The organism is Streptomyces sp. NPDC059534, from assembly GCF_042743475.1.
Taxonomy (GTDB): Bacteria; Actinomycetota; Actinomycetes; order Streptomycetales; family Streptomycetaceae; genus Streptomyces.
In genome coordinates this window covers 36,093-57,985 of the sequence record NZ_JBHWAQ010000040.1, presented here as the reverse complement: position 1 = coordinate 57,985, position 21,893 = coordinate 36,093, and the positions used below count along the sequence as shown (strand labels likewise).

The window sequence follows — 21,893 nt, the reverse complement described above, 5'->3', positions numbered from 1 at the left end:
GCGGGCTCTCTGTCGGCCCGCCGTTTCTGATGAAGGAAAAGCTACGTTGCGTTCGAGACTCTGGCAACGACTTCGTTGCGTAGGAATCTAATCGTCGCAGGTCAGTGCAGGGATTTCATTGCAACGGTTCTGAAGGTAACGCAACAATGCGCAAGGGATCCATTGCAATGGATTGGAAGTGAACGCTATGCTGAGGGCGTCAGGCCGCACCAAGCGCCCCAGAACGACAGACACGACGCACCACGGAGGAGACCGCGATGCCGGGAGGCCGACTCACCCAGTCCGAACGCCAGCAGATCGCCGCCGGTCTGGCCGACGGCCTGGCGTACGCGGAGATCGCCCGCCGCCTCGACCGGCCGACCTCGACCGTCACCCGCGAGGTCATGCGCAACGGCGGCCCCACCTCCTACCGCGCCGAGCTGGCCCACCGCGCCACCGAGCGCCGCGCCCAGCGGCGCGGTCAGGCCGCGCCCCGGGGGACCGAGGCGCCGCCGCAGCCCCACGGCCGCGACGCGGAGGCGGTGCGCGCGTACGAGGAGACGTTCACGGCCGTCCTCGCCGGCTCGGGCATGCCCGCGATGATGTCCCGGGTGATGGCCTGCCTCACCCTCACCGACACCGGCAGCCTCACCGCGGCCGAACTCGTCCAGCGCCTCCAGGTCAGCCCGGCGTCCATCTCCAAGGCGATCGCGTTCCTGGAGAGCCAGGGCTTCGTCCGCCGGGAGCGCGACGACCGCCGCCGCGAGCGCTACGTCGTCGACGACGACATCTGGTACCAGTCGATGATCGCCAGCGCCCGGTCCACCGCCCAGATCGTCGACATCGCCCGGCAGGGCGTCGGCGTCCTCGGTTCCGACACTCCGGCCGCCGTCCGCCTGGAGAACGTCGCCCGCTTCCTCGACTTCGTCTCCGAGAGCGTCCTGCGCGCCGCCGAGCAGGCCCGCGAGATCCTCAGCGCCAAGCCCGAAAAGGCCGAGGACGCCACCGGCGGGGAGCCGGAGGCGTCCTGAGGGGACCGGATTCGCGTGTCCGCGGATCAGCCGAGCAGGTCGACCGTGATGTGCGGGGCCAGGTCCCGCAGGAAGGCGGGCGCGTCGAAGATCGCGCCGGCCGAGGCGACGCCGACCGTCCTGGTCCGTCCCGTGAGGACGTGGTGGAGCGCCTCCACGGCGAGCGGCGCGCTGACGGCGTAGATGTCCCGGCCGCTCACCACGGCACGCCGCTCCTCGCCGCCGGAGCGGACGACGACGTCGACGAGGAAGGTCTGCGCCGACCGCCCGTGCTCGTCGACCGCGGTCGGCGCCGGGCTGTCGGGGGCGGCCAGCTCGCGCGCCGCCTCGACGGTCATGTAGGTGCGCACCTCGGGGACGGCGAGGTGGCTCGGGACGGTGACGACGTCGGCCATGGTGAACTCCCCGATCACGGACCGGGCCCCCATCGGCTCGGGGAAGGTCCACTCCAGGTGCGGCGCGGCGTCGTCGCGGTACTCGATGCGTCCGTTCGCGAACACGACCCGCCGGCCGTCCCTGCGCTCGCGGGAGACGGTGCCCGCGGCGAGCGTCCCCGCGGTGGGGTGCCAGCCGCTCAGCCCGTAGGCGACGTGCGCCTCGTCGGCCGTCTCCCAGTCGCCCATCGCCGCCGTGACCAGCAGGTCTCCGAGCCCGCCGAAGAAGGCCATCGCGGGGATCACCACGGTTCCGGCGGCCTTCGCGCGGTCCGCGAAGTGCGCGAACGTGTCGAGGTTGGCCTCGATCTCGGCCGCCACGTCCACGTACGGGATCCTCGCCCGCAGCGCCGCCTCGATCACCGGCGCGGCGGTCGCGGCGAACGGTCCCGCGCAGTTGACCACGGCGTCCGCGCCGTCCAGCGCGCGGTCCAGCGCCACCGCGTCGTCGACCGACGCCGGCCGTACGTCGAGGCCCCCGTGCTCCGCCGCGAGCGCCTCCAGCCTGCCCGCGTCCCGCCCCGACAGCACCGGGCGGAACCCCCGGCTCAGCAGCTCCGCCACCACGAACCGCCCGGTGTGCCCGTACGCGCCGAACACCGTCACCGTGTGTCCCGAAGTCATCGCTCTCTCCCCGTCCTCGTTTGTTCAACCGTGAACCATCTTGTCGCGGTCGATCGGCCCGTACGAGTACAGGGAGTGCCACGCGTCGCACACTTTCGGACACGCCAGGCCGCCGCCTTCCGGCAGCGACCCGGCCCGGGTCACGGGGTGCCCAGCTGGGCGGGGACCGGGGCCGAGTGCAGGACCGTCAGACCGGAGACGGCGCGGGTGAGGGCCACGTAGAGCCGCCGCAGGCCGGTCCGCTCGTCCGGTTCGCCGTCGACGACCGCGGCGGGCTCGTCGAGGACGACGTAGTCGTACTCCAGACCCTTGGCGAGCGAGGCGGGCACGAGGGTCAGCCGGGACTCGGCGGTCGTCTCCTCGCCGGGGGACAGATAAGCCAGACCGGCCGCCGTCAGGGCCTCCGCGAGCGGGGCGATCCGCGCGTCGGCGGCGATCAGACCGACGGAGCCCTCGTGGACGAGGGAGTCGACACAGGCCGCGACGACGTCCGCGTCCAGGTCGTCGGAGGCGCGGACCGCCAGCGAGCCCGGGTTCTCCCGCACCGACTCGACCGCCGCCAGCCCCGGCGACATGTGCGGAAGAAGCCGCGAGGCGTACGCGATCACCTCACGGGGCACGCGGAAACCGGCGGTCAGCTCCTCCACCACCGCCTCCGGCTTCCCCAGATGGCCCAGCGCCTGAGCCCAGCTCCCCGTCGCCCACGGGGTGGTGCCCTGCGCCAGGTCGCCCAGGACCGTCGCCGAACCGGTCGTGCAGCGGCGGCCCACGGCGCGGTACTGCATCGGGGAGAGGTCCTGCGCCTCGTCGAGGACCACATGACCGAGCGAGTGCGTCCGCTCCACCAGGTCCTTCGCCTCGTCGATCAGCACGGCGTCGGCCGCCGACCACTTCGCCGCCCTCACGCTGCGGGCCGGCCTCGCCCACAGCAGCAGCTTCTGCTCGTCCTCCGTGAGCAGCCCCTCGGCCTGCTCCGCCAGGAACTCCGGGTCGCTCAGCAGCCGCAGCACCAGCTTGGCCGGCTCCACGGCCGGCCAGCACTCCTTCACGACGGCCTTCACCGCGGGATTGCGCGCGACGGCGTTCTGCACCCGGTCGTCGGGCGCCTCGCCCGCCTGCTCCATCCGGACCAGCACCGCGTGCGCGACGCGCTGCGGAAGCGCGTCACGGGCCGCCCCGTACCGGATGTCGCGGTCGATCAGCTCCTGGACGATCTCCTCCAGCTCGTACGCCGGCACCCGCCAGCGGCGCGAACCCCGCACCACCATCAGGGACTCCTTCGGCAGCGCGATGTGCGAGCGGACCGCCCGCCGCAGCACCTCCGCCATCCGGGCGTCGCCCTTGACGACCGCCGTCGCCGCCTCGTCCGTCCCGCGCACCTCGACGTGCGCGACGAGGTCGTCGACGGTCGCCTGCTGCACCTCCAGCTCGCCCAGGGCGGGCAGGACCTGCTCGATGTAGTGCAGGAAGGACCGGTTCGGACCGATGACCAGGGTGCCGGTGCGGGCGAGCCGCTCCCGGTGCGCGTACAGCAGGTAGGCGACACGGTGCAGGCCGACGGCCGTCTTGCCGGTGCCGGGCCCTCCCTGGACGCACACGGACCCGGACAGGTCGGACCGGACGATCTCGTCCTGCTCGGGCTGGATCGTCGCCACGATGTCCCGCATCGGGCCCACGCGCGGCCGCTCGATCTCCGCCTGGAGCAGCCGGCTCGTCCGCTCCAGCTCCGCCGGGTCGGACAGGTGCTCGTCCTCGTACGCGGTCAGTTCGCCGCCCGTGTACCCGAAGCGGCGGCGCAGCCCCACGTCCTGCGGGTCCTTCTTCGACGCCCGGTAGAACGGCTGCGACACCGGCGCACGCCAGTCGATCACCATCGGATCGCCGCCGGCGTCGTGCACGTGCCGCCGCCCGATGTAGAAGCGCTGGCCCTCCTGCGTGGTGTGCAGGTAGTCGAGCCGCCCGAAGAACAGCGGGGTGCCGGAGAGGTCGGCCAGCGCCTTGATCCGGTCCTCGATCTGCCGCCCCAGCACCAGCGAGTTGACCCAGTTCGCCGTGACGTCCTTGATGTCGAGCGCCTCGACGTCCTCGCGCATCGCGCGCAGTGCGGCGCGGGACGAGGACAGATGGGCGCGCTCCCGCGAGAGCGGGTCGGAAACGGACACGGTGAAGCCTCCGGGCAGGTGGATACGCGGACACGACGAGGTGGCCGCCGGTTTCCGACCGGGCGGCGGCGCTCCACGAACGGGAGGCGGGGAAGCCGGCAAGTCTAACTCCGGCCACCGCACCCGGCGAACCCCTTTTCCCCCCGGCGCCCGGCCCCCGCCGTCACCTCGGCGCCGGCCCGAACCGGTCCTTGTACGCCGACGGGGTGATGCCGGTCTCGCGGCGCATCAGCGTGCGCAGACGGGCGGCGGTGCCGAGGCCGCTGCGCCGCGCGACCGTCTCGAAGCGGGACTCGCCGCGCTCGATCAGCCGGCAGGCCAGGGCAAGCCGTTCCCCCGTGAGCCAGGCCAGCGGTGTCGTACCCAGCTGGGCCCGGAAACGGCGGTGCAGCGTCGCCGGACTGACCGCCGCACGGGCCGCGAGGTCGGAGACCGCGAGAGGCGAGTCCAGCCGCTCCAGGGCCCAGGCCAGCACCGGCGCCAGGGACTCGTCGCGGATGTCGGGCATGGGACGCTCCACGAACTGCCGCTGCCCGCCGTCCCGGTGGGCCGCGAAGACCAGCCGCCGGCTCACCGCGTTGGCGACCTCCGCGCCGTGGTCGCGGCGGACCACGTGCAGCCCGAGATCCAGCGCCGCCGAGCTCCCCGCGGCGGTGAGGATGTCGCCGTCGTCCACGAACAGCACGTCCGACGCGAGGTGGACGGACGGGAAGCGGGCACGGAAGGAATCCGCCCACTGCCAGTGCGCGGTGGCACGGCGGCCGTCGAGGACCCCGGCCTCGGCCAGCGTGAAGGCGCCGCTGCAGAAGCCGACCAGCCGCGCACCGCGGGCGTGCGCCCGTCGGACGGCATCGAGCACGGCGGGGCGGCGGGGCACCTCGGTGTCCGGGCGGTTGGGGACGATCAGGGTGTCCGCCGTGTCGGCCGCCTCCAGTCCTGCGACTCCCGTGAGGGTGAAGAACCCGTCGCGCATCAGGGTGCGGGGCTCGGGTGAGCAGAGCGCGAAATCGTAGAGGTCACGGCCGATCTCCGGCCTGCGGAGACCGAAGACCTCGGTCGCGCAGCCGAGCTCGAAGGGGTTCGAGTTCTCGTCCACGATCACGACGACCCGGTGGACGCCCGCCGTGCGCACCGCGTGCGAGGAATCATTCGACATGTGCGATTCCTAGCACTCACGCCGACCACGAGCGGTGACGAAGGATCGGCCCATGAGCAGCGAACCCCTCTCCCTCGGCACGGCCCTGGCCTCCTTCGACGCCCTGTGGAGCCCCCGCATCGTCACCCGCGTCAACGACTACGACGTCCGCGTCGCCAAGGTCGAGGGCGAGCACGTCTGGCACGCCCACGACGACACGGACGAGTTCTTCCTGGTACTCGACGGAGAGCTGCGCATCTCCCTGCGCGAGCCCGGCGGGGAACGCACGGTCCTGCTTCCCCGGGGGTCCGTCTTCACCGTCCCCCGGGGCACGGAGCACAGGCCGTCCGCTCCGTCCGGCGCCGCGATCCTCATGTTCGAGCCCTCCGGGACCCCGACCGTGGGCGACCGCCACGACGACATCCCCGACCACGTGGACGCGACGACCGGGCACCCCCTCGACGCCTGAGACGGACACCCCCTAGGGGCGGGGTCCGTCTCACGGCGGACCCCGGTTCCCTCCTCAGGCCGATGTGTTCGGAATGTCCGGATTCCATGATGGGGGTATGACCGCGACGACGTTCACCCTCGTGACCACCGTGCCCCGGCCCCACCGCCTCGCCACCGCCGTACGAGCGATACGCGCCTTCGGCGGCGCGGCGGCCGCCGTCACCCTCCTCGGCGACTACGGCCCGCCGGAGGCCGGCGTCAGGAACCCGCGCTTCGCCCCTACGGTGCCAGCAGCTCGTCCGCGTCCATGATCCGGTAGGCGTACCCCTGCTCCGCCAGGAACCGCTGGCGGTGCGCCGCGAAGTCCTGGTCGATGGTGTCGCGGGCGACCACCGAGTAGAAGTGCGCCTGGTGGCCGTCGGCCTTCGGGCGGAGCACCCGGCCCAGACGCTGCGCCTCCTCCTGCCGGGAACCGAACGTGCCCGACACCTGGATCGCGACCGTGGCCTCCGGGAGGTCGATCGAGAAGTTCGCGACCTTCGACACCACGAGGACGCTGATCTCGCCCGTACGGAACGCGTCGAAGAGCTTCTCCCGCTGCGCGTTCGACGTCTCGCCCTTGATCACCGGCGCGTTCAGGTGCTCGCCCAGCTCGTCCAGCTGGTCGATGTACTGGCCGATGACGAGGATCTGCTGCCCGGCGAACTTCTTCACCAGGGCCTCCGTCACCTTCCGCTTCGTCGCCGTCGTCGCGCAGAAGCGGTACTTCTCCTCCGCCTCGGCCGTCGCGTACGCCAGCCTCTCGGAGTCGGTCAGGTTCACCCGCACCTCGACGCAGTCGGCGGGCGCGATGTACCCCTGCGCCTCGATCTCCTTCCACGGCGCGTCGAACCGCTTCGGCCCGATGAGCGAGAACACGTCCGACTCGCGCCCGTCCTCCCGGACCAGCGTCGCGGTCAGCCCGAGCCGACGCCGCGCCTGGAGGTCGGCCGTGAACTTGAAGACGGGCGCGGGCAGCAGGTGCACCTCGTCGTAGACGATCAGACCCCAGTCCCGGGAGTCGAAGAGCTCCAGGTGCGGGTAGACGCCCTTCCGCCGGGTCGTGAGCACCTGGTACGTGGCGATCGTGACCGGCCGGATCTCCTTCTTGGTCCCGCTGTACTCGCCGATCTCGTCCTCGGTCAGCGAGGTCCGCTTCACCAGCTCGTGCTTCCACTGCCGCGCCGAGACGGTGTTGGTGACCAGGATCAGCGTCGTCGCCTTCGCCTGCGCCATCGCGCCCGCCCCGACCAGCGTCTTCCCCGCGCCGCAGGGGAGCACGACCACGCCGGAACCGCCGTGCCAGAAGCCGTCGACCGCCTGCCGCTGGTACGGCCGCAGGCTCCAGCCGTCCTCGGCCAGGTCGATCGGGTGCGCCTCCCCGTCCACGTATCCGGCGAGGTCCTCGGCCGGCCACCCCAGCTTCAGCAGCGTCTGCTTGATCTGCCCCCGCTCGGACGGGTGCACGACGACGGTGTCCGCGTCGATCCGCTCCCCGACCAGCGGCTGCACCTTCCTCGACCGGAGGATCTCCTCCAGGACCGGCCGGTCGGTGCTGGTCAGGACCAGGCCGTGCGTCGGGTGCTTGGACAGCGTCAGCCGGCCGTACCGCGCCATGGTCTCGGCGATGTCGACGAGCAGCGCGTGCGGCACGGGATACCGCGAGTACTCGACGAGCGCGTCCACCACCTGCTCGGCGTCGTGCCCGGCGGCCCGCGCGTTCCACAGCCCCAGCGGCGTCAGCCGGTAGGTGTGGATGTGCTCCGGCGCCCGCTCCAGCTCCGCGAAGGGTGCGATGGCCCGGCGGCACGCCTCGGCGAGCTCGTGGTCGACCTCCAGGAGCAGCGTCTTGTCGCTTTGAACGATGAGTGGCCCATTCACGTGCGCTCAGGTCCTTCCCGGGCCGCTCCGATGACGGCCAATCCTCCAGTCTGCCCGATGCGGGGCCGCCGTGGGGCGTTCGTCACGGCGCGGGCGACCGCGTCCCCGCGCGCCGGGTGCCCGGCCCCCGACCGTCGTGTCATGAGTACATGGCACATGCCGGATGAGTATGTGCGCCCTGATGCGGCCCGCCGGAGGACGGTGGGATGGAGGGCATGCCCCCGTACGACCCCGCCGCGCACGACCCGATCTGGTGGGCGGCGCCGCTGACCGGGACCCTCGGCGGGCCGCTGCTGGCACTGCTCACCGGGACCATGGCCGGCCTGCCGACCGCGCACCCGGCCGTGATCGCCGGCATCCTGCTGCTGCCCGTCCTGGTGGCGGCCCCCACCTGGTCCCTCCCGCGCACCACGAACCGGCGGCGGGCCCGGCGCGTCCTCGCCGGACTCGCGTGCGCCGTCGGCCTCGCCTGCCCCGCGCTCACCGGCGCCCTCGGCACCGTGCTCCTCGCGACGGCGCGCTGACCGGCGGAATCCGCTCCTGAACCGGAGCGGGGATCACACCTGGTCGTCGGCGAGTTCCGCCACCCCCGTGATGCGGTGCAGCGGATACGTACGGACCTCGTCGGCCGTGTGGTCGTAGCCGGTCACGAAGCCGCCCTCGACACGGACCGGGGCGATGACCCGCTGACTGGCGGCGCCGTCGGCGTTCACGTAACCGATCCAGACGGCCGAGCCGGTCATCGCGGCGGCCTGCACCGTGGCCAGGGTCTCGGCGGCGGAGGTGCGGGGCAGCGTGCCCGGGGCGGTCGCCACCGCCGGCTCCTTGCGCACCACCGTCGCGGCCCGGTCACCGGCGCGGACCGCCTTCACCGCGGCGCCGAGGAGAGTGGTGTCCGGCGCGGGCGGGCCGTCCGGCACCGGGACGGGCGCCGTACGGGCCGGCGTGCGGTAGGCGTCGGCGCGGGTCACCAGGACATCGCCCTGCGCGGACTCGGCGGCCGGGGCGTACCCCATCGACCGCAGCCCCGCGAGCAGGGACGCCGGATCGGTCTGCGCGGCCAGCACCGTCGGCGCGAGCCGGCGCAGGCCGAGCGCCGCCGAGCGGCGGTCGGCCAGGATCTCGCCCAGGACCGTGTCGTCGTCGCACCGCAGGTACGCCGACGCGGCCCCGACCTTCAGATGCCCGTGCCGCCGCGCCACGTCGTCGACGAGGTAGGCGAGCGGCTGCGGGACCGGCGTACGGGAATGCGCGGCGAGGAAGGCGTGCAGATCGGTCGCGGCCTGCCCGGAATCCAGCGCGCGCCGTACCGAGCCGGGCGTGAACCGGTACACCGTCGCGCCACCCTTCGACTCCACGTCCGCCAGGACGGCCAGCGCGTCGGCGAGCGGGCGCCGCAGCGGACCGGGCGCCACGGCCGTCAGATCGGCCTGGAGAAGGACGTGGTCGACGGCCTCCGGGAGCAGCGGGGCCAGCAGGGTCGCCGCCCGCGCGGCGGCCACCGACAGCTCCACCCCGCCCCCGTGGTCGGCCGCGGCCGCGGCCTCCGCCAACGGCAGGTTGAGCAGCGCCCGGGCCGGCCCCGAGAGGGCGCCGCGGCCGGTGAGCCCGAGAAGCTCGGCCTCGGCGAGCGTCCAGCGCGCCAGCCGCGACCGCAGGTCCCCGTGGACCTCCGGAGCCGGGCCCGCGTCCGCCACCTCGTCCGCACCGGTCGTCGGGCGCGGCGGCCGCGGCGGACCGGCCGAGGCCGAACCCCGCAGCGGACGCTCCCAGCGGAGCCGCGCGAACAGCGACTCGGGCTCGACGGCGCCGCCGGGCGGCAGCATCGCGAGGAGTTCGAGCACCCGGTGGCGCACCTCGGGCGCGGGCGCCCGGTCCAGGTCCGGGCCGAGGACCGAGAGCGTACGGCCCTTGGCGTCCTGCCCGCCGACCAGACCGGACGTCCGGGTCGCGGTCAGCCACGGCGTCACGAGCCGCGCCCAGCGCTCCGCCGGCGGCAGATCCAGCCAGTCGTCGTAGGCGGGCGTCGGCGCGTACCGCTCGTCGGCCTCGCCGTCCGAGGCGAGCAGCCCCGCCCCGTAGGTCAGCTCCAGCCAGAACGCGGCCGTCTCCTCCGTGACGTCCAGGGCCGCCGCGGTCCGCTTCAGGTCCCGTACGGCCAGCCCGCCCGCCCGCAGCACCGGCGGGCCGCCCTGGTCCCAGGACTTCAGCAGCTCCTCGACGGTCGCGAGCGCCACGTGCGCCTGCCCGGCCGCCGCGCTGTCCGCCACCTGGGGACGGTAGTCGCGCAGCACCGCCGGCCTCGGCGCCACCGGCTCCGGCGACCGGTGCGCCCGCCCGCCCCGCAGATGCAGCGCCACCTCGCGCGGCAGCACCATCGTCCGCGGCGACACCGGCAGCAGCAGACCCCGGTCGCGCAGCCAGCGCACCGGCGGCGTCGGGTTCGCCGTCACCTCGCCGTACGGCGGACCCCACACCAGCCGGTCCAGGACGGTCAGCGCGTCCGGCGACGCCGTGTCGAGCAGCTCGCCCATCCGCACCGGATCGGTGAACAGCGCCGTCAGCACCGCCACCGCCGACACCGGGTCGTGCGTCGACGTCAGCCCCGCCGCCGCGATGATCTCCTGCACCCGGCCCGGTGACATCCCGGCCGTCGCCTCCGCGACCGTCGGCCCCAGACCCGTCGGCGACGGGTGCTGCGCCGACGGCGCGAGCAGCTCCCGCGCGGTCCGCACCAGCCGCAGCCGGTCGTCCTCGCCCCACACCAGCGCCTGCTCGCGCAGCAGCGCCACCGTCCCCGGCAGCGCCGCCTCGATCACCGGATCACCCTCGTCACCGGTCAGCAGCGCCAGGAGGACGGGATACGGGGCCGGGTCCGGAGCCACCGCGAGCGCTTCGGCCGTCTGGAGGGCGAACCGGTCCAACCGCTCCAGCGCCCGCACCACCGACCCCCGCGTCCCCGCGCGCGTCGCCAGCTGCGTCAGGTCGTTCGGCACCGGGTTCAGCAGATCCGGGCGCGCCCGCAGCAGCGCGGCAAGCCCGTCGTCGCCCCGCGCGCGCAGTACCTCCGCGAGCGTGCGCGGCGCCGCGGCGGCGCCAGTTACCTCGGGCACGTGCGCCTCCCGGTCGAGCTCACCGATCCCCATCCGCCCCACGTTAGCTCCAATCCGCACGGCGGAGTCCGCCGCGCAGGCGCTAACGTCGGCGCGTACCGGGCGAACCGGCCGTGGAGGGGCACCGTGGGGATCGAGAGCGACCAGCTTGTCTACGACTATCTGAGCCGGGTCGGCGACCTGGCCCAACAGCGCCACCTTCCCGCGAGCGACCGCATGCGCCTCGTCTCCGGCCTCCGCAACGAGATCGACCGCCGTCGCGCCACCCACGGCCAGGAGACCCCCTCCGCCGTCCGCGACATCCTCGGCTCCCTCGGCACCCCCGACGAAATCGTCGACCGCGCCACCCCCGCACCCACCCACCCCGTCCCCTCACCCCGCCCGAGCGACGACACCCGGTCTGACGACGCCCGGTCCGGCGACGGCCGGTCGGGAGACGGCCAGGCGGGAGACGGCCGGTCAGGAGACGGCCGGTCCGAGGACGGCTCGGATCGCGGAGGCCGGTCGGGTGGGTTCCGGTGGCCCGGCCGCCGTGCCCGCGGCGGTACGGCGGCATCCGCGCGGACTCGGGGCGGCGCCCGGTCCGTGGGGGTGGGCAAGGACGTAGCGGGCCCGGGCGTGTCGGGCGGCGCAGGCGCGCGGGGAGCGCGGGGCGCGGCCAAGGCGTCCGCCTCCGACGGCGCCGCCGTCGACGCACCCGACCGCGCCGATCCCGGTGCGGAGGGGGAGACGGACTGGTGGGAGACGGACGCCGCCGACGGTCTGCCGGGGTTCTTCGGCGGGGTCGAGCGGCCGGACCTCTTCGCACCGCCGGTTCCGGACGAGGACGAGGAGGAGGAGGAGGAGCCCGCCCCGGGCAAGCGCCGCGGCCTCGCCCGCGTGCTGCGGCTCCGCAAGGACACCGCGCCCGCCCCGGCCGCCGAGGACGTGCCGGAGGCCGGGTCCGAGCCGACGGGTCGGTCCGTCCTGCGCCTCGGAAGCCCTGTCGTCGTCCTCGCCTCGCTGCTCCTGCTCGGCGGCGCGGCCTTCGGTTCGCTCCTCGCGCTGGCCGCCGGCTGGCTCCTCGCGTACGCTTCCCGCCGCCTCACCCCGGCCGAGAGCAAGGGCGCGGTCCTCGTCATCCCCGGCCTGGCCGCCACCGCCGGAGCGGTCTGGCTCTGGGGCCGTGTCGGCGGCCGCTGGGGCGCCGCCGTCGCCCCGGGCGGCGAGGCACTGGGCGCGGCCGTCACGGAAACCTGGCCCTGGACCCTCAGGAGCGCCGCGATCGCCTCCGCGCTCTTCCTTCTCTGGCGCTCCCGCAGGTACTGAGAGCGGCGCGCGGCCCCGGCCGAGCTCCCGTTCCCGCCCCGCCCCGCCCCCGCTAGGAAACCGGCTCCGGCTCCGGTTCCGCGTGCCAGGGGGCGCCCGGGACGACGAGGGGGGAGCCGGTGACGGGGTCGGGGACGACGACGGAGTGCAGGCCGAAGACGTCGTGGACGAGGTCGGCGGTCACGATCCGGTCCGGGGGGCCTTGGGCGACGACGCGGCCGGACTTCATGGCGATGAGGTGGTCGGCGTAGCGGGCGGCCTGGTTGAGGTCGTGGAGGACGAGGACGACGGTGCGGCCGCGGAGGCGGTTGAGGCGCCGGACCAGGTCGAGGACCTCGACCTGGTGGGAGATGTCCAGGTAGGTGGTGGGCTCGTCGAGGAGGAGGAGGTCCGTCTCCTGGGCGAGCGCCATCGCGATCCAGACGCGCTGGCGCTGGCCGCCGGACAGTTCGTCGACGGAGCGGTCGGCGAGGGCGGTCACGTCGGTGCGGGCCATGGCGTCGACGACGGCCCGTTCGTCCTCGTCGGACCACTGCTTCCACCAGCTCTGGTGGGGCTGGCGGCCGCGGGAGACCAGGTCGGCGACGGTGATGGCCTCCGGGGCGACGGGGGTCTGCGGGAGGAGCCCGATGGAGCGGGCGATGCGCTTGGTGGGGAGCTTGGCGAGCTCCTCGCCGTCGAGGAGGACCGCGCCGCCCGCCGGTTTGAGGAGCCGGCCGAGCGCGCGCAGGGTGGTGGACTTGCCGCAGGCGTTGGGGCCGACGATGACGGTCACCCGGCCGTCGGGGACTGCGAGGTCCAGCCTGTCGACGACGGTGCGGTCCTCGTAGGCGAGCGTCAGCCCGCGTGCGGTCAGCCTGCTGCTCACGCCTTGCCTCCAGCGGTTCCCGAGTGTGCGGCGGTACGGCTCCGGACGATGAGCCAGATCAGATAGGGGGCGCCGACGGCCGCCGTGAGGACGCCCACGGGCAGTTCGACGGGGGAGAAGAGCCGCCGGCCGAGGAGGTCGGCGACGACCACGATCACCGCGCCGGCGAGTGCGGAGCAGAGGAGCGGGATCTGCGCGGTCCGCGTCGTGCGGCGGGCGATCTGCGGGGCGAGCAGGGCGACGAAGTCGACCGGCCCGGCGACGCCGGTCGCGACGGACGCGAGGACGACGCCGACGGCGACCAGCCCGAGCCGTACCCGGCCGAGGCGCACGCCGAGCGCGGTCGCCGTGTCGTCGTCGAGGGACACGGTCCGCTGCGCGCGGGCGGCCCACAGCACGGCGGGCAGCATCAGGAGCAGTGTCCAGCGGATGGGCGCGGACTCGTCCCAGCCGCGTCCGTTGAGGGAGCCCGTCATCCAGATCTGGGCCTGCTGGGCGACGAGGTAGTCGCCCTTGGTCATGAAGAGCGTCGTCAGGGACCGCAGGGCGATCGCGAAGCCGATGCCGATGAGCACGAACCGGGTCGCGTGCAGCCCGCCGCGCCAGGCGAACACGTACACGAGCGCGGCGGCGAGGATGCCGCCCGCGATCGACAGGTACGGCAGGACGGTGTACGAGGTGAGGCCGAAGGTCATCGCGGCGACGGTGACGGCCCCGGCGCCCTGGCTGATGCCGATGATGTCGGGGCTGGCGAGCGGGTTGCGGGCCACGGTCTGGATGAGCGCGCCCGCGATCCCGAAGGCGGCGCCGACGGCGAGGGCGACGACGAGCCGGGGCTCGCGCAGCTCCTCCACCACGAACGCGGACGGCGACGGCTGCCCGAGGAGGACGCGGACGACCTCGGAGGGGGCGACGAACCGCTCGCCGACGCAGAGGTACGCCACCGAGGCGGCCGCCAGGAGGAGCAGCAGGCCCGCGGCGACGGTGGCCGAGCGCCGGTGGACGAGGAACGAGCCCCGGCCGGCGCGCACGAGCCCGTATCCGGCGGGCCGGACGCGGGGCCGGGCGATGGCGCGGACGGGGGCGGCGGCGGGGGCGGTCATGCCGGCACCGCCTTCCGGCGCACCAGGGTGACCAGGAACGGCACTCCGATGAGGGCCGTCATCACTCCGGCCGGGACCTCGCCCGGCGGGAACACGATCCGGCCGGCGACATCGGCCACGAGCAGCATCACCGGTCCGATGAGCGCGGCCATCGGCAGCACCCAGCGGTGGTCGGAGCCGACCACGGCCCGGGCGATGTGGGGGACGGCGAGGCCGACGAAGGCGACGGGCCCGGCGGCGGCCACCGCGGCCCCGGTGAGCACGGTCGCGCCGAGGCCGCCGACGATCCGGACGGTCGCGACCCGCTGCCCGAGGCCCTTGGCGACGTCCTCGCCGAGCGCCAGCGCGTCGAGGCCGCGCGCCACGGAGAGCACGAGGACGGCGCCGAGGAGCAGGAAGGGCCAGATCTGGCCGACGATCTGGGCGTCGCGCCCGTCGAGCGAGCCGATCTGCCAGAACCGGAACTCGTCGAGCGCCGACGCCTTGGTGGTGAGGACGCCGGTGGTGACGGACAGCAGCAGCGCGTTGATCGCGGCGCCGCCGAGCGCCAGCTTCACGGGGGTCGCCCCGCCGCGTCCGCCGGACGCGATCGCGTAGACGGCGACGGAGGCGATCGCGGCGCCGGCGAAGGCGAACCACACGTACCCGCCGAGGCTGTGCACCCCGAAGAAGGCGACGGCGAGCACCACGGCCACCGAGGAGCCCTGGCTGATGCCGAGGATGCCGGGGTCGGCGATCGGGTTGCGGGTGATGCCCTGGAGGGCGGTCCCGGCGAGCGCCAGCGCGGCGCCGACCATCAGACCGATGAGCGTGCGGGGCACCCGGAGCTGTCGTACGACCTCGGCGTCGGCGCTCGTCCCGCCGTGCAGCAGGGCGTCGAACACCGTGGCGGGCGCGATGGGCCGGGCGCCCACGGCGAGGCTGAGGAGCACGGCGACGAGCAGGGCGACGACAGCCGCCGAGGTCGCGAGGACCCGTCTGGAGGGGAATGCGGCTGTCATGGGGACCCATCGGGGGAGTGCGGGGGCGCGTCCTGGTTTGGTAAGGCTCGCCTCAGTGTAAACAGCACTCATATGCGAACGCCCGGGGCCCGAAGTCCTCCAGAATGGGCCCCATGACCTCGATGACGACCCCGCCCGCGCCCGCTTCCCCGCTCACCGTCGGCTTCGACCTCGACCTGACGCTGATCGACACCCGTCCGGGCATCAAGGCCGCGTTCGAGGCGTTCTCCGCCGAGGTCGGCGCCCCGATCGACGCCGACCTCGTCGTCAGCCGCCTCGGGCCGCCCCTGGAGCAGGAGATGGCCCACTGGTTCCCCGCGGAGCTCGTCCCCGAGATGACCGCCCGCTACCGGGCGCTCTACCCCGTGTACGCGATCGAACCCTCGCACCCGATGCCGGGCGCCCGGGACGCCGTCCAGGCCGTGCGCGAGGCGGGCGGGCGGACGATCGTCGTCACCGCGAAGAACGGCCCGCACGCCGAACTGCACCTCGCGCACCTCGGCATCGAACCCCACGCGGTCGTCGGCGGCCTGTGGGCCGAGGGCAAGGCGGAGGCACTGCGCGCCCACGGCGCCCAGGTGTACGTCGGCGACCACGTCGGCGACGTCCGCGGCGCCGCCACCGCCGGCGCCCTCTCGGTGGCCGTGGCCACCGGCCCCTGCGCCCCCGACGAGCTCCGCGCGGCCGGTGCCGACGTGGTCCTCGCGGACCTGACGGACTTCCGCCCCTGGTGGGAGACCTACCGGGGCTGAGCCGCCGCGGCGGACCCCGCCCGTGCCTGCCGCCGCTGGGCCGCGATCGACCGCAGCACCCCGGCGGCGGCGACGAGGAATCCGACGCCCATCAGCATCGAGACGGTGTACGCGACGGTGGGGAACGGGTCCGTGCCGAGGAACAGCGGAGCCACCGTGACCAGCGTCGCTACCGCGCCGATGGCGAACAGCACGACACCGGCCTTGACGAGGCCGTCACCGGGGGCACTGTCGTTCACCGGCACGGCGGGGGTTTCACTACGCATCCGGCCAGGGTAGTTCCCAGGCCAGAGGAACACTCCGGCGACGTCTTGTCAGCGGTCCCCGGAGCACTAGCCTTGGTGCCGGCGGGTCGGGCGACCCGCCGTTTGGCATCCCCAGCGACGAGTACGAGGACGAGGAACGACGTGCCTACCGGCAAGGTCAAATGGTTCAACAGTGAGAAGGGCTTCGGCTTTCTCTCCCGCGACGACGGCGGCGACGTCTTCGTCCACTCGTCGGTGCTCCCTGCCGGAGTCGACGCACTGAAGCCGGGTCAGCGGGTGGAGTTCGGGGTCGTCGCCGGTCAGCGCGGCGACCAGGCGCTGTCCGTCGCGATCCTCGACCCGACCCCGTCCGTCGCCGCGGCGCAGCGCCGTAAGCCCGACGAACTGGCGTCCATCGTGCAGGACCTGACGACGCTCCTGGAGAGCATCACACCGGCCCTGGAGCGCGGCCGCTACCCGGAGAAGGCGCAGGGCAAGAAGATCGCCGGCCTGCTGCGGGCGGTGGCGGACCAGCTCGACGTGTAGGCCCGGGGCCGCGGGGCCTACGGGAAGGACAGCGCGTCCGGCGCGAGGGGCGGCACGAGCCCCTCGGCCGCGGCGCGGGTGAGCAGCCCGCGGACCGCCGCGTAGCCGTGCTCTCCCAGGTCCGCGGTGAACTCGTTGACGTAGAGCCCGATGTGCTGGTCGGCGACCTTGGGGTCCATCTCCTGGGCGTGCTCCAGGACGTACGGACGCGAGACCTCGGGGTCGTCCCAGGCCATGCGCACGGAGGTACGGGCGGACTCGGCGAGCTGCCGCAGGGTCTCCGCGCCGAGGGAACGGCGGGCGACGATCGCGCCGAGCGGGATCGGCAGCCCCGTCGTCGACTCCCAGTGCTCGCCCATGTCGGCGAGGCAGTGCAGGCCGTAGCCCTTGTACGTGAAGCGGGCCTCGTGGATGACGAGCCCCGCGTCGACCTTCCCGTCCCGCACGGCGGGCATGATCTCGTGGAACGGCATCACGACGACGTTCCCGACCCCGCCCGGCACGGTCTCCGCCGCCCACAGCCGGAAGAGCAGATACGCCGTCGAGCGCTCGCTCGGCACCGCGACCGTCTTCCCCGCGAGGTCCGCCCCGGACCCGGCGTCCCGGGTGAGGACCAGCGGCCCGCAGCCCCGGCCGAGGGCGCCGCCGCAGGGCAGCAGCGCGTACTCGTCGAGAATCCACGGCAGCACGGCGTACGACACCTTCAGGACGTCGTGGTCGTCGGTGCCGCCCTCCGCCCAGCCGTTGGTGACGTCGATGTCGGCGAAGGTGACGTCGAGCCGCGGCGCGCCGGGCACCCGGCCGTGCGCCCAGGCGTCGAAGACGAACGTGTCGTTCGGGCAGGGCGAATAGGCGATCTTCAGCTTGGTCACGACGGCTCCACGAAGACGGTCCTGCTGAGCAGCTCGAAGGAGTGCCGGAGCGCGTCCAGGGCCTGCCCGATGCGCCAGGCGGCGCGGTCGCGCGGCCCGACGGCGTTCGACACGGCCCGGATCTCGACGACGGGCACGCCGTACGCGGCGGCGGCCTCGGCGACGCCGAACCCCTCCATCGCCTCGGCGGCGGCCCCGGGATGCCGCTTTGCGAGCTCGGCGGCGCGTCCGGCGGTCCCGGTGACGGTGGAGACGGTGAGGACCGGCCCCACGGTGTGTGCCAGGCCCCCGGCGCCCAGGGCGGCGGCGACGGCGCCGGTCAGCGCCTCCGGCACGGTGTGCGCGGAGCGGCCGAAGCCGAGCTCCTCGACGGTCAGGTAGCCGTCGGGCGTCTGCGCCCCGAGATCGGCGGCGACGACGGACCCGGAGACGACGACGCTCCCGACCGGTGCCACCGGCTGGAACCCGCCGGCGATCCCGGCGGAGACGACGAGGTCGTACGGACCTCGGCCGGCGGCGTCGTCCGACGACGCGCACGCCAGGGCCGTACCCGTCGCGGCGGCGACGGCGGCGGGGCCCACCCCGCCGACGAGCACGTCGGCCCGTACGCGGCCGGTGCCGACGGTGTCACGGCTGCCGCCGGTGTGACGGCGCAGGACGAAGCCCCCCGGCAGCCGGAGGGTTCCGGCGTCGTCGAGGGCGCCCGCGCCGAGGCCGGCGGTGACGGAGTCCGCCTCCGCCGCCACGGCCGTGACGATCAGGATCCGGTGGACCACCGGCGGATCAGGATTCCTTCTTCAGCTGGAAGTGCCAGATGCCGGTCAGCGTCTTGCCGGTGTTCTCGACGATGGTCACCTGGGTGTTGTCGGTGGCCTCGCCGGTCTGGGACGAGAAGAAGGCGCTGGCCGGAATGGTCCGGTACGTCTTCTTGTACGGCTCGGGCTCGGCCTGCTGGCCGCCGAGGAAGATCGTCCAGCCGCGGTCCGCGATCTCCGGGTCCACGCCGAAGCGGATCTTGTCGTCCATCGCGACGGTGATGGACTTCTCCGCCTTCTTGTTGAGGCACTGCTGGATCTGCGACTCCTTGATGGGGTCGCCGTTGTTGTAGCAGGCGGCCTCGGTGTGAACCGAGTCGGTCCCGACCGTCAGGGTCGCGAGCGGAGTCGGCTTGTCGCAGGCGGAGAGAACGAGGAGCCCGGCGGAGACGGCCCCGAGGGCGACGGCGGCCCGGCGGCGCGAGCCGGAGAAGAACGCAACGGTCATGAGCCGAAGGCTATCGGGCCGCCGCGCCCGCGCCACGCGGGGGTACGGCGTGCCGCCTCCCCGTACCGCCAGGTGCTACGCCACCCGCGTCTTGGAGCGGCCCTTGGGGCCGGGGCGGTGGCGGGCCGCGCCCAGCAGGCCGCGGACCGCGAGCGCGGCGCCCAGGGCGAGGATGCCGGCCGCGACGGCCATGCCGAGGGTGCCGTTCAGGGGTAGGGCGATGCCGATCGCGCCGCCCACCACCCAGGCCATCTGCAGCGCCGTCTCGGAACGGGCGAACGCCGAGGTCCGCACCGACTCCGGCACGTCCCGCTGGATCAGCGCGTCCAGGGACAGCTTCGACAGGGCCTGCGTGAGGCCCGCGACCGCCACCAGGACCGCGACCATCGCGCCGCCGAAGAACACCGCCGCGCAGACCGCCGTGCCCAGGACGATGCTGATCATGGCGGCGATGATCACCTCGGGGCCGTGGCCCCGGTCCCGCAGCAGCGAGCCCGCCGCCGTGCCGCACGCGTTCCCCACGCCCGCCGCGACCGCCACGATCCCGAGCGACACGGCGGCGCTCTGCCCCGAGAGCGGATGCTCGCGCAGCAGGAACGCCAGGAAGAAGATCAGGAAACCCGACAGCATGCGCTGCGCCGCGTTCGCCTGCAGACCGTGCAGCACCGACGGGCCGACCGTCCGCAGACTCGGCTTCTGCTCGCCGTGCGTCAGCAGATGCGCCCGCCGCTCGCCCTTCGCCGAGTCCACCTTCGGCGGCAGCCGCAGCGCCCAGAACGCGCCGAGCAGGAACAGCGCGCACGCGCCGTAGAGCGGCCAGCTCGGCCCGATCAGCTGGAGCCCCGCCCCGATGGGCGCGGCGATCCCGGTGGCGAGCAGCCCGGCCAGCGTCACCCGCGAGTTCGCCTTCACCAGCGAGAAGTTCGGTGGCAGCAGCCGGGGCACCACCGCGCTGCGGACCACCCCGTACGCCTTCGAGGCCACCAGGACCCCCAGCGCCGCCGGATACAGCTCGATGCCGCCGGTGGCGACCGCCCCCGACATCATGATCGCGAGGACCGCGCGGGTCAGCATCGCGCCCGCCATCGCCGCGCGCCGGCCGTGCGGGAGCCGGTCGAGGAGCGGCCCGATCACCGGCGCGAGGAGGGTGAAGGGCGCCATCGTGACGGCCAGGTAGAGCGCGACCCGGCCGCGGGCCTCGTCCGTGGGCACGGAGAAGAAGACGGTGGAGGCGAGAGCCACGGTGATCATGACGTCACCGGCGCCGTTCACGGCGTGCAGCTCGATCAGTTTTCCGAGCCCCGACTCACCCGCCCCGTGCGCGTGCGTCGCCTTCCGGATGCCCCGCGCGGTCCCCGTGAAGGGCAGGTGCAGGGCACGCCCGACCGCCCTGCCCGCTCGGCGGAGCGGTCCGGCATGATCTTCGGATCGTGCGGGAGACCGTGCGGCTGCCACTCCGTCATAGTGCCCCACCGGCACGCCGGACGAACCGTGCCACGACGGCGGAGACGCCACGGACCCGCACGACCGGGACGTCCCGCCCGTACCCGGCGGCCCGGATCGGGCCGGAATCCCGGCCCGGATCGGGCCGGGATTCCGGGCCGCGACCCGGTGCGAGACCCGGGCGGAGATCCCGGCCGGGATTCCCGCCGTACGCGGCCGGCCGCCGTCCGTGACCGGGGCATACAGCCCCCGCCACCGTCTGTGAGCAGGGCCGTACGGGGCCCGCGACCGACCGGGAACAGGGCCGCGCACCCCGCTCCGGGCGTCCGCGATACGGGCCACTTGGGGCGGGCAGGTGGGCGGAGGCCCGCGAACGGGGTAGCGTGCGTAGCGCGTCACCGGCGGAAGCTCTCGGCCGCGCGCCTCTTCGGCATCCCGCAGAATGGATGACGTTAGGTGTGCCCGAGACACGCGAGATCAAGTCGGGTGCGCGGACGTCGATGCGGCCCCCTGGTCCGCTCCGCCCGCTGCCCGTGGCTTCGCTCCCGCCCCTCGGCCGGCGCACCCGAGAGACGGCGTAGGAGAGAAGCGAGACCTGTGAGTGCTGCGACGACGCGAAGCGGTACCCCGCGTACCCCGCGAGCCACGCGTACCCCCGACCGCCTGTGCGCCGAGGCCGTAGACCTCGCGCGGGAGGCCGCCGAGGAGGCGGCCGCGCCCGGCATCGTGGGCGCACACGTCGAGGTCGTCGCGGAGGGCGACCGGGTCGTCACGCATTACTTCGAGTCCAAGGAGCCCGGCTACCGGGGCTGGCGCTGGGCGGTGACGGTCACCCGCGCCTCCCGCGCCAAGGACGTCACGCTTGACGAAACCGTCCTGCTGCCCGGCGCCGACGCCCTCCTCGCCCCCGAGTGGGTGCCGTGGAGCGAGCGGCTGCGGCCCGGCGACATGGGCCCCGGCGACCTCCTCCCCACCGAGCAGGACGACCTGCGCCTGGAGCCCGGCTACTCGGGCGAGGACGCCCCGCCGCCGAACTCCGCGGTCTCCGAGGAGCTGGCGGACCACCTCGACGCCGAGGACGCCGAGATCGTCACCCGCACCCCCTCGCGGGGTGCGATCGCCGCGGTCGCCGACGAGCTCGGCATGCGGCGCGCCCGGGTCCTGTCCCGCTACGGCCTGCACGTCGCCGCGGACCGCTGGGAGGAGTCCTTCGGCGCCAAGACGCCGATGGCCCAGGCCGCCCCCGCCTCCTGCGAGTCCTGCGCCTTCCTGGTGCCGCTGGCCGGCTCCCTGAAGCAGGCGTTCGGCGTCTGCGCCAACGAGTTCTCCCCGGCGGACGGCCGCGTCGTCTCCCTCGCCTACGGCTGCGGAGGCCACTCGGAAGCCGCCGTCATGCCGAAGCCCCCGCGCCCCGCGGCGCCCGTCCACGACTCCATGGCCGCGGACGCCTTCCCCCTCCGCCCCGCCAAGGACTCCGGCTCCACCACCGAGCCGGACGCCGGCTTCGAGGACCTCGGCCACTCGTAGGCTCCGCCGTACGGGGCTCCCCGGGATGTGCTTCCGCGCGCCCCGGGGACCGCACGCGCCCCGGCGTTCGGCGTGGGCCGGGGCGCGGTACCTTCGGGCCCCGGGCCTCAGCGGTCC

Annotated in this window: 21 protein-coding genes; 8 read left to right on the top strand and 13 right to left on the bottom strand. The window is 74.2% G+C overall.

Annotated features, from left to right (window positions below; all coding sequences use genetic code 11):
- Positions 1-257 precede the first annotated feature (257 nt).
- The gene (locus ACFVZH_RS33405) at positions 258-1,010 is read left to right on the top strand and encodes a helix-turn-helix domain-containing protein (RefSeq protein WP_384903319.1); all 753 of its coding nucleotides are present in this window, start codon (positions 258-260) and stop codon (positions 1,008-1,010) included.
- A 26-nt stretch (positions 1,011-1,036) separates the two neighbouring features.
- Here ACFVZH_RS33405 and ACFVZH_RS33400 read toward each other — a convergent pair whose 3' ends face one another.
- From ACFVZH_RS33400 to ACFVZH_RS33390, 3 genes are all read right to left on the bottom strand, one after another.
- On the bottom strand, positions 1,037-2,068 hold the full coding sequence (locus tag ACFVZH_RS33400) for a saccharopine dehydrogenase family protein (protein ID WP_384903317.1): 1,032 nt from the start codon (positions 2,066-2,068) through the stop codon (positions 1,037-1,039).
- A 140-nt stretch (positions 2,069-2,208) separates the two neighbouring features.
- The gene (locus tag ACFVZH_RS33395; RefSeq protein WP_384903327.1) at positions 2,209-4,161 is read right to left on the bottom strand and encodes a HelD family protein; all 1,953 of its coding nucleotides are present in this window, start codon (positions 4,159-4,161) and stop codon (positions 2,209-2,211) included.
- Positions 4,162-4,393: 232 nt separating this feature from the next.
- Positions 4,394-5,386: a GlxA family transcriptional regulator gene (locus ACFVZH_RS33390; protein WP_384903315.1), complete on the bottom strand. Its 993-nt coding sequence runs from the start codon at positions 5,384-5,386 to the stop codon at positions 4,394-4,396.
- 52 nt (positions 5,387-5,438) lie between these two features.
- Here ACFVZH_RS33390 and ACFVZH_RS33385 point away from each other — a divergent pair, with 52 nt between their 5' ends.
- Positions 5,439-5,834 (top strand): cupin domain-containing protein, encoded by a 396-nt coding sequence (locus ACFVZH_RS33385; protein ID WP_384903313.1) that lies wholly within the window; start codon positions 5,439-5,441, stop codon positions 5,832-5,834.
- A gap of 97 nt (positions 5,835-5,931) precedes the next feature.
- Complete coding sequence (locus tag ACFVZH_RS33380; protein WP_384903312.1) at positions 5,932-6,126, top strand: hypothetical protein; 195 nt, start codon at positions 5,932-5,934, stop codon at positions 6,124-6,126.
- Here ACFVZH_RS33380 and ACFVZH_RS33375 read toward each other — a convergent pair.
- Entirely contained in the window at positions 6,095-7,735 is a 1,641-nt protein-coding gene (locus ACFVZH_RS33375; protein WP_384903310.1) for a DNA repair helicase XPB, read from the bottom strand. The two genes, ACFVZH_RS33380 and ACFVZH_RS33375, sit on opposite strands and share 32 nt — an antisense overlap.
- 206 nt (positions 7,736-7,941) lie before the next feature.
- Here ACFVZH_RS33375 and ACFVZH_RS33370 point away from each other — a divergent pair, with 206 nt between their 5' ends.
- The gene (locus ACFVZH_RS33370) at positions 7,942-8,259 is read left to right on the top strand and encodes a hypothetical protein (RefSeq protein ID WP_384903308.1); all 318 of its coding nucleotides are present in this window, start codon (positions 7,942-7,944) and stop codon (positions 8,257-8,259) included.
- Between the two features lie 33 nt (positions 8,260-8,292).
- On the opposite strand, the gene ACFVZH_RS33365 is transcribed toward ACFVZH_RS33370, so the two are convergent.
- Entirely contained in the window at positions 8,293-10,881 is a 2,589-nt protein-coding gene (locus tag ACFVZH_RS33365; RefSeq protein ID WP_384903306.1) for a helicase C-terminal domain-containing protein, read from the bottom strand.
- Between the two features lie 93 nt (positions 10,882-10,974).
- Between ACFVZH_RS33365 and ACFVZH_RS33360 the strand changes: the two genes are divergently transcribed.
- Entirely contained in the window at positions 10,975-12,156 is a 1,182-nt protein-coding gene (locus tag ACFVZH_RS33360) for a hypothetical protein (RefSeq protein WP_384903304.1), read from the top strand.
- Between the two features lie 52 nt (positions 12,157-12,208).
- Here ACFVZH_RS33360 and ACFVZH_RS33355 read toward each other — a convergent pair whose 3' ends face one another.
- From ACFVZH_RS33355 to ACFVZH_RS33345, 3 genes are read right to left on the bottom strand one after another with little or no spacing between them, the layout of a single operon-like run.
- Entirely contained in the window at positions 12,209-13,024 is an 816-nt protein-coding gene (locus ACFVZH_RS33355) for an ABC transporter ATP-binding protein (protein ID WP_384903302.1), read from the bottom strand.
- Positions 13,021-14,127, bottom strand: coding sequence for a FecCD family ABC transporter permease (locus ACFVZH_RS33350; protein WP_384903300.1), 1,107 nt, complete (start codon positions 14,125-14,127; stop codon positions 13,021-13,023). The genes ACFVZH_RS33355 and ACFVZH_RS33350 overlap by 4 nt, the downstream gene beginning before the upstream one ends.
- Positions 14,124-15,128: a FecCD family ABC transporter permease gene (locus ACFVZH_RS33345; protein WP_384903299.1), complete on the bottom strand. Its 1,005-nt coding sequence runs from the start codon at positions 15,126-15,128 to the stop codon at positions 14,124-14,126. Before ACFVZH_RS33345 ends, ACFVZH_RS33350 begins: the two co-directional genes overlap by 4 nt.
- 104 nt (positions 15,129-15,232) lie before the next feature.
- Here ACFVZH_RS33345 and ACFVZH_RS33340 point away from each other — a divergent pair, with 104 nt between their 5' ends.
- Positions 15,233-15,880 (top strand): HAD family hydrolase, encoded by a 648-nt coding sequence (locus ACFVZH_RS33340; RefSeq protein ID WP_384903297.1) that lies wholly within the window; start codon positions 15,233-15,235, stop codon positions 15,878-15,880.
- On the opposite strand, the gene ACFVZH_RS33335 is transcribed toward ACFVZH_RS33340, so the two are convergent.
- Positions 15,868-16,146 (bottom strand): hypothetical protein, encoded by a 279-nt coding sequence (locus tag ACFVZH_RS33335; protein WP_384903295.1) that lies wholly within the window; start codon positions 16,144-16,146, stop codon positions 15,868-15,870. The genes ACFVZH_RS33340 and ACFVZH_RS33335 overlap by 13 nt on opposite strands.
- Before the next feature lie 141 nt (positions 16,147-16,287).
- Between ACFVZH_RS33335 and ACFVZH_RS33330 the strand changes: the two genes are divergently transcribed.
- Positions 16,288-16,671 carry a cold-shock protein gene (locus tag ACFVZH_RS33330; protein WP_383373333.1) on the top strand — a complete coding sequence of 128 codons (384 nt, stop codon included), beginning with the start codon at positions 16,288-16,290 and terminating at the stop codon, positions 16,669-16,671.
- Between the two features lie 17 nt (positions 16,672-16,688).
- Here the strand turns inward: ACFVZH_RS33330 and ACFVZH_RS33325 are convergent, their stop codons facing one another.
- The 4 genes from ACFVZH_RS33325 to ACFVZH_RS33310 form a co-directional block, all read right to left on the bottom strand.
- Positions 16,689-17,543: a 1,4-dihydroxy-6-naphthoate synthase gene (locus ACFVZH_RS33325; protein WP_384903293.1), complete on the bottom strand. Its 855-nt coding sequence runs from the start codon at positions 17,541-17,543 to the stop codon at positions 16,689-16,691.
- On the bottom strand, positions 17,540-18,319 hold the full coding sequence (locus tag ACFVZH_RS33320) for a futalosine hydrolase (RefSeq protein WP_384903291.1): 780 nt from the start codon (positions 18,317-18,319) through the stop codon (positions 17,540-17,542). The genes ACFVZH_RS33325 and ACFVZH_RS33320 overlap by 4 nt, the downstream gene beginning before the upstream one ends.
- Before the next feature lie 7 nt (positions 18,320-18,326).
- Positions 18,327-18,806, bottom strand: coding sequence for a DUF2771 domain-containing protein (locus tag ACFVZH_RS33315; RefSeq protein WP_384903289.1), 480 nt, complete (start codon positions 18,804-18,806; stop codon positions 18,327-18,329).
- A gap of 75 nt (positions 18,807-18,881) precedes the next feature.
- Positions 18,882-20,261, bottom strand: coding sequence for an MFS transporter (locus ACFVZH_RS33310; protein WP_384903287.1), 1,380 nt, complete (start codon positions 20,259-20,261; stop codon positions 18,882-18,884).
- A gap of 585 nt (positions 20,262-20,846) precedes the next feature.
- Between ACFVZH_RS33310 and ACFVZH_RS33305 the strand changes: the two genes are divergently transcribed.
- Complete coding sequence (locus ACFVZH_RS33305) at positions 20,847-21,776, top strand: DUF3027 domain-containing protein (protein WP_384903285.1); 930 nt, start codon at positions 20,847-20,849, stop codon at positions 21,774-21,776.
- Positions 21,777-21,893: the final 117 nt, after the last annotated feature.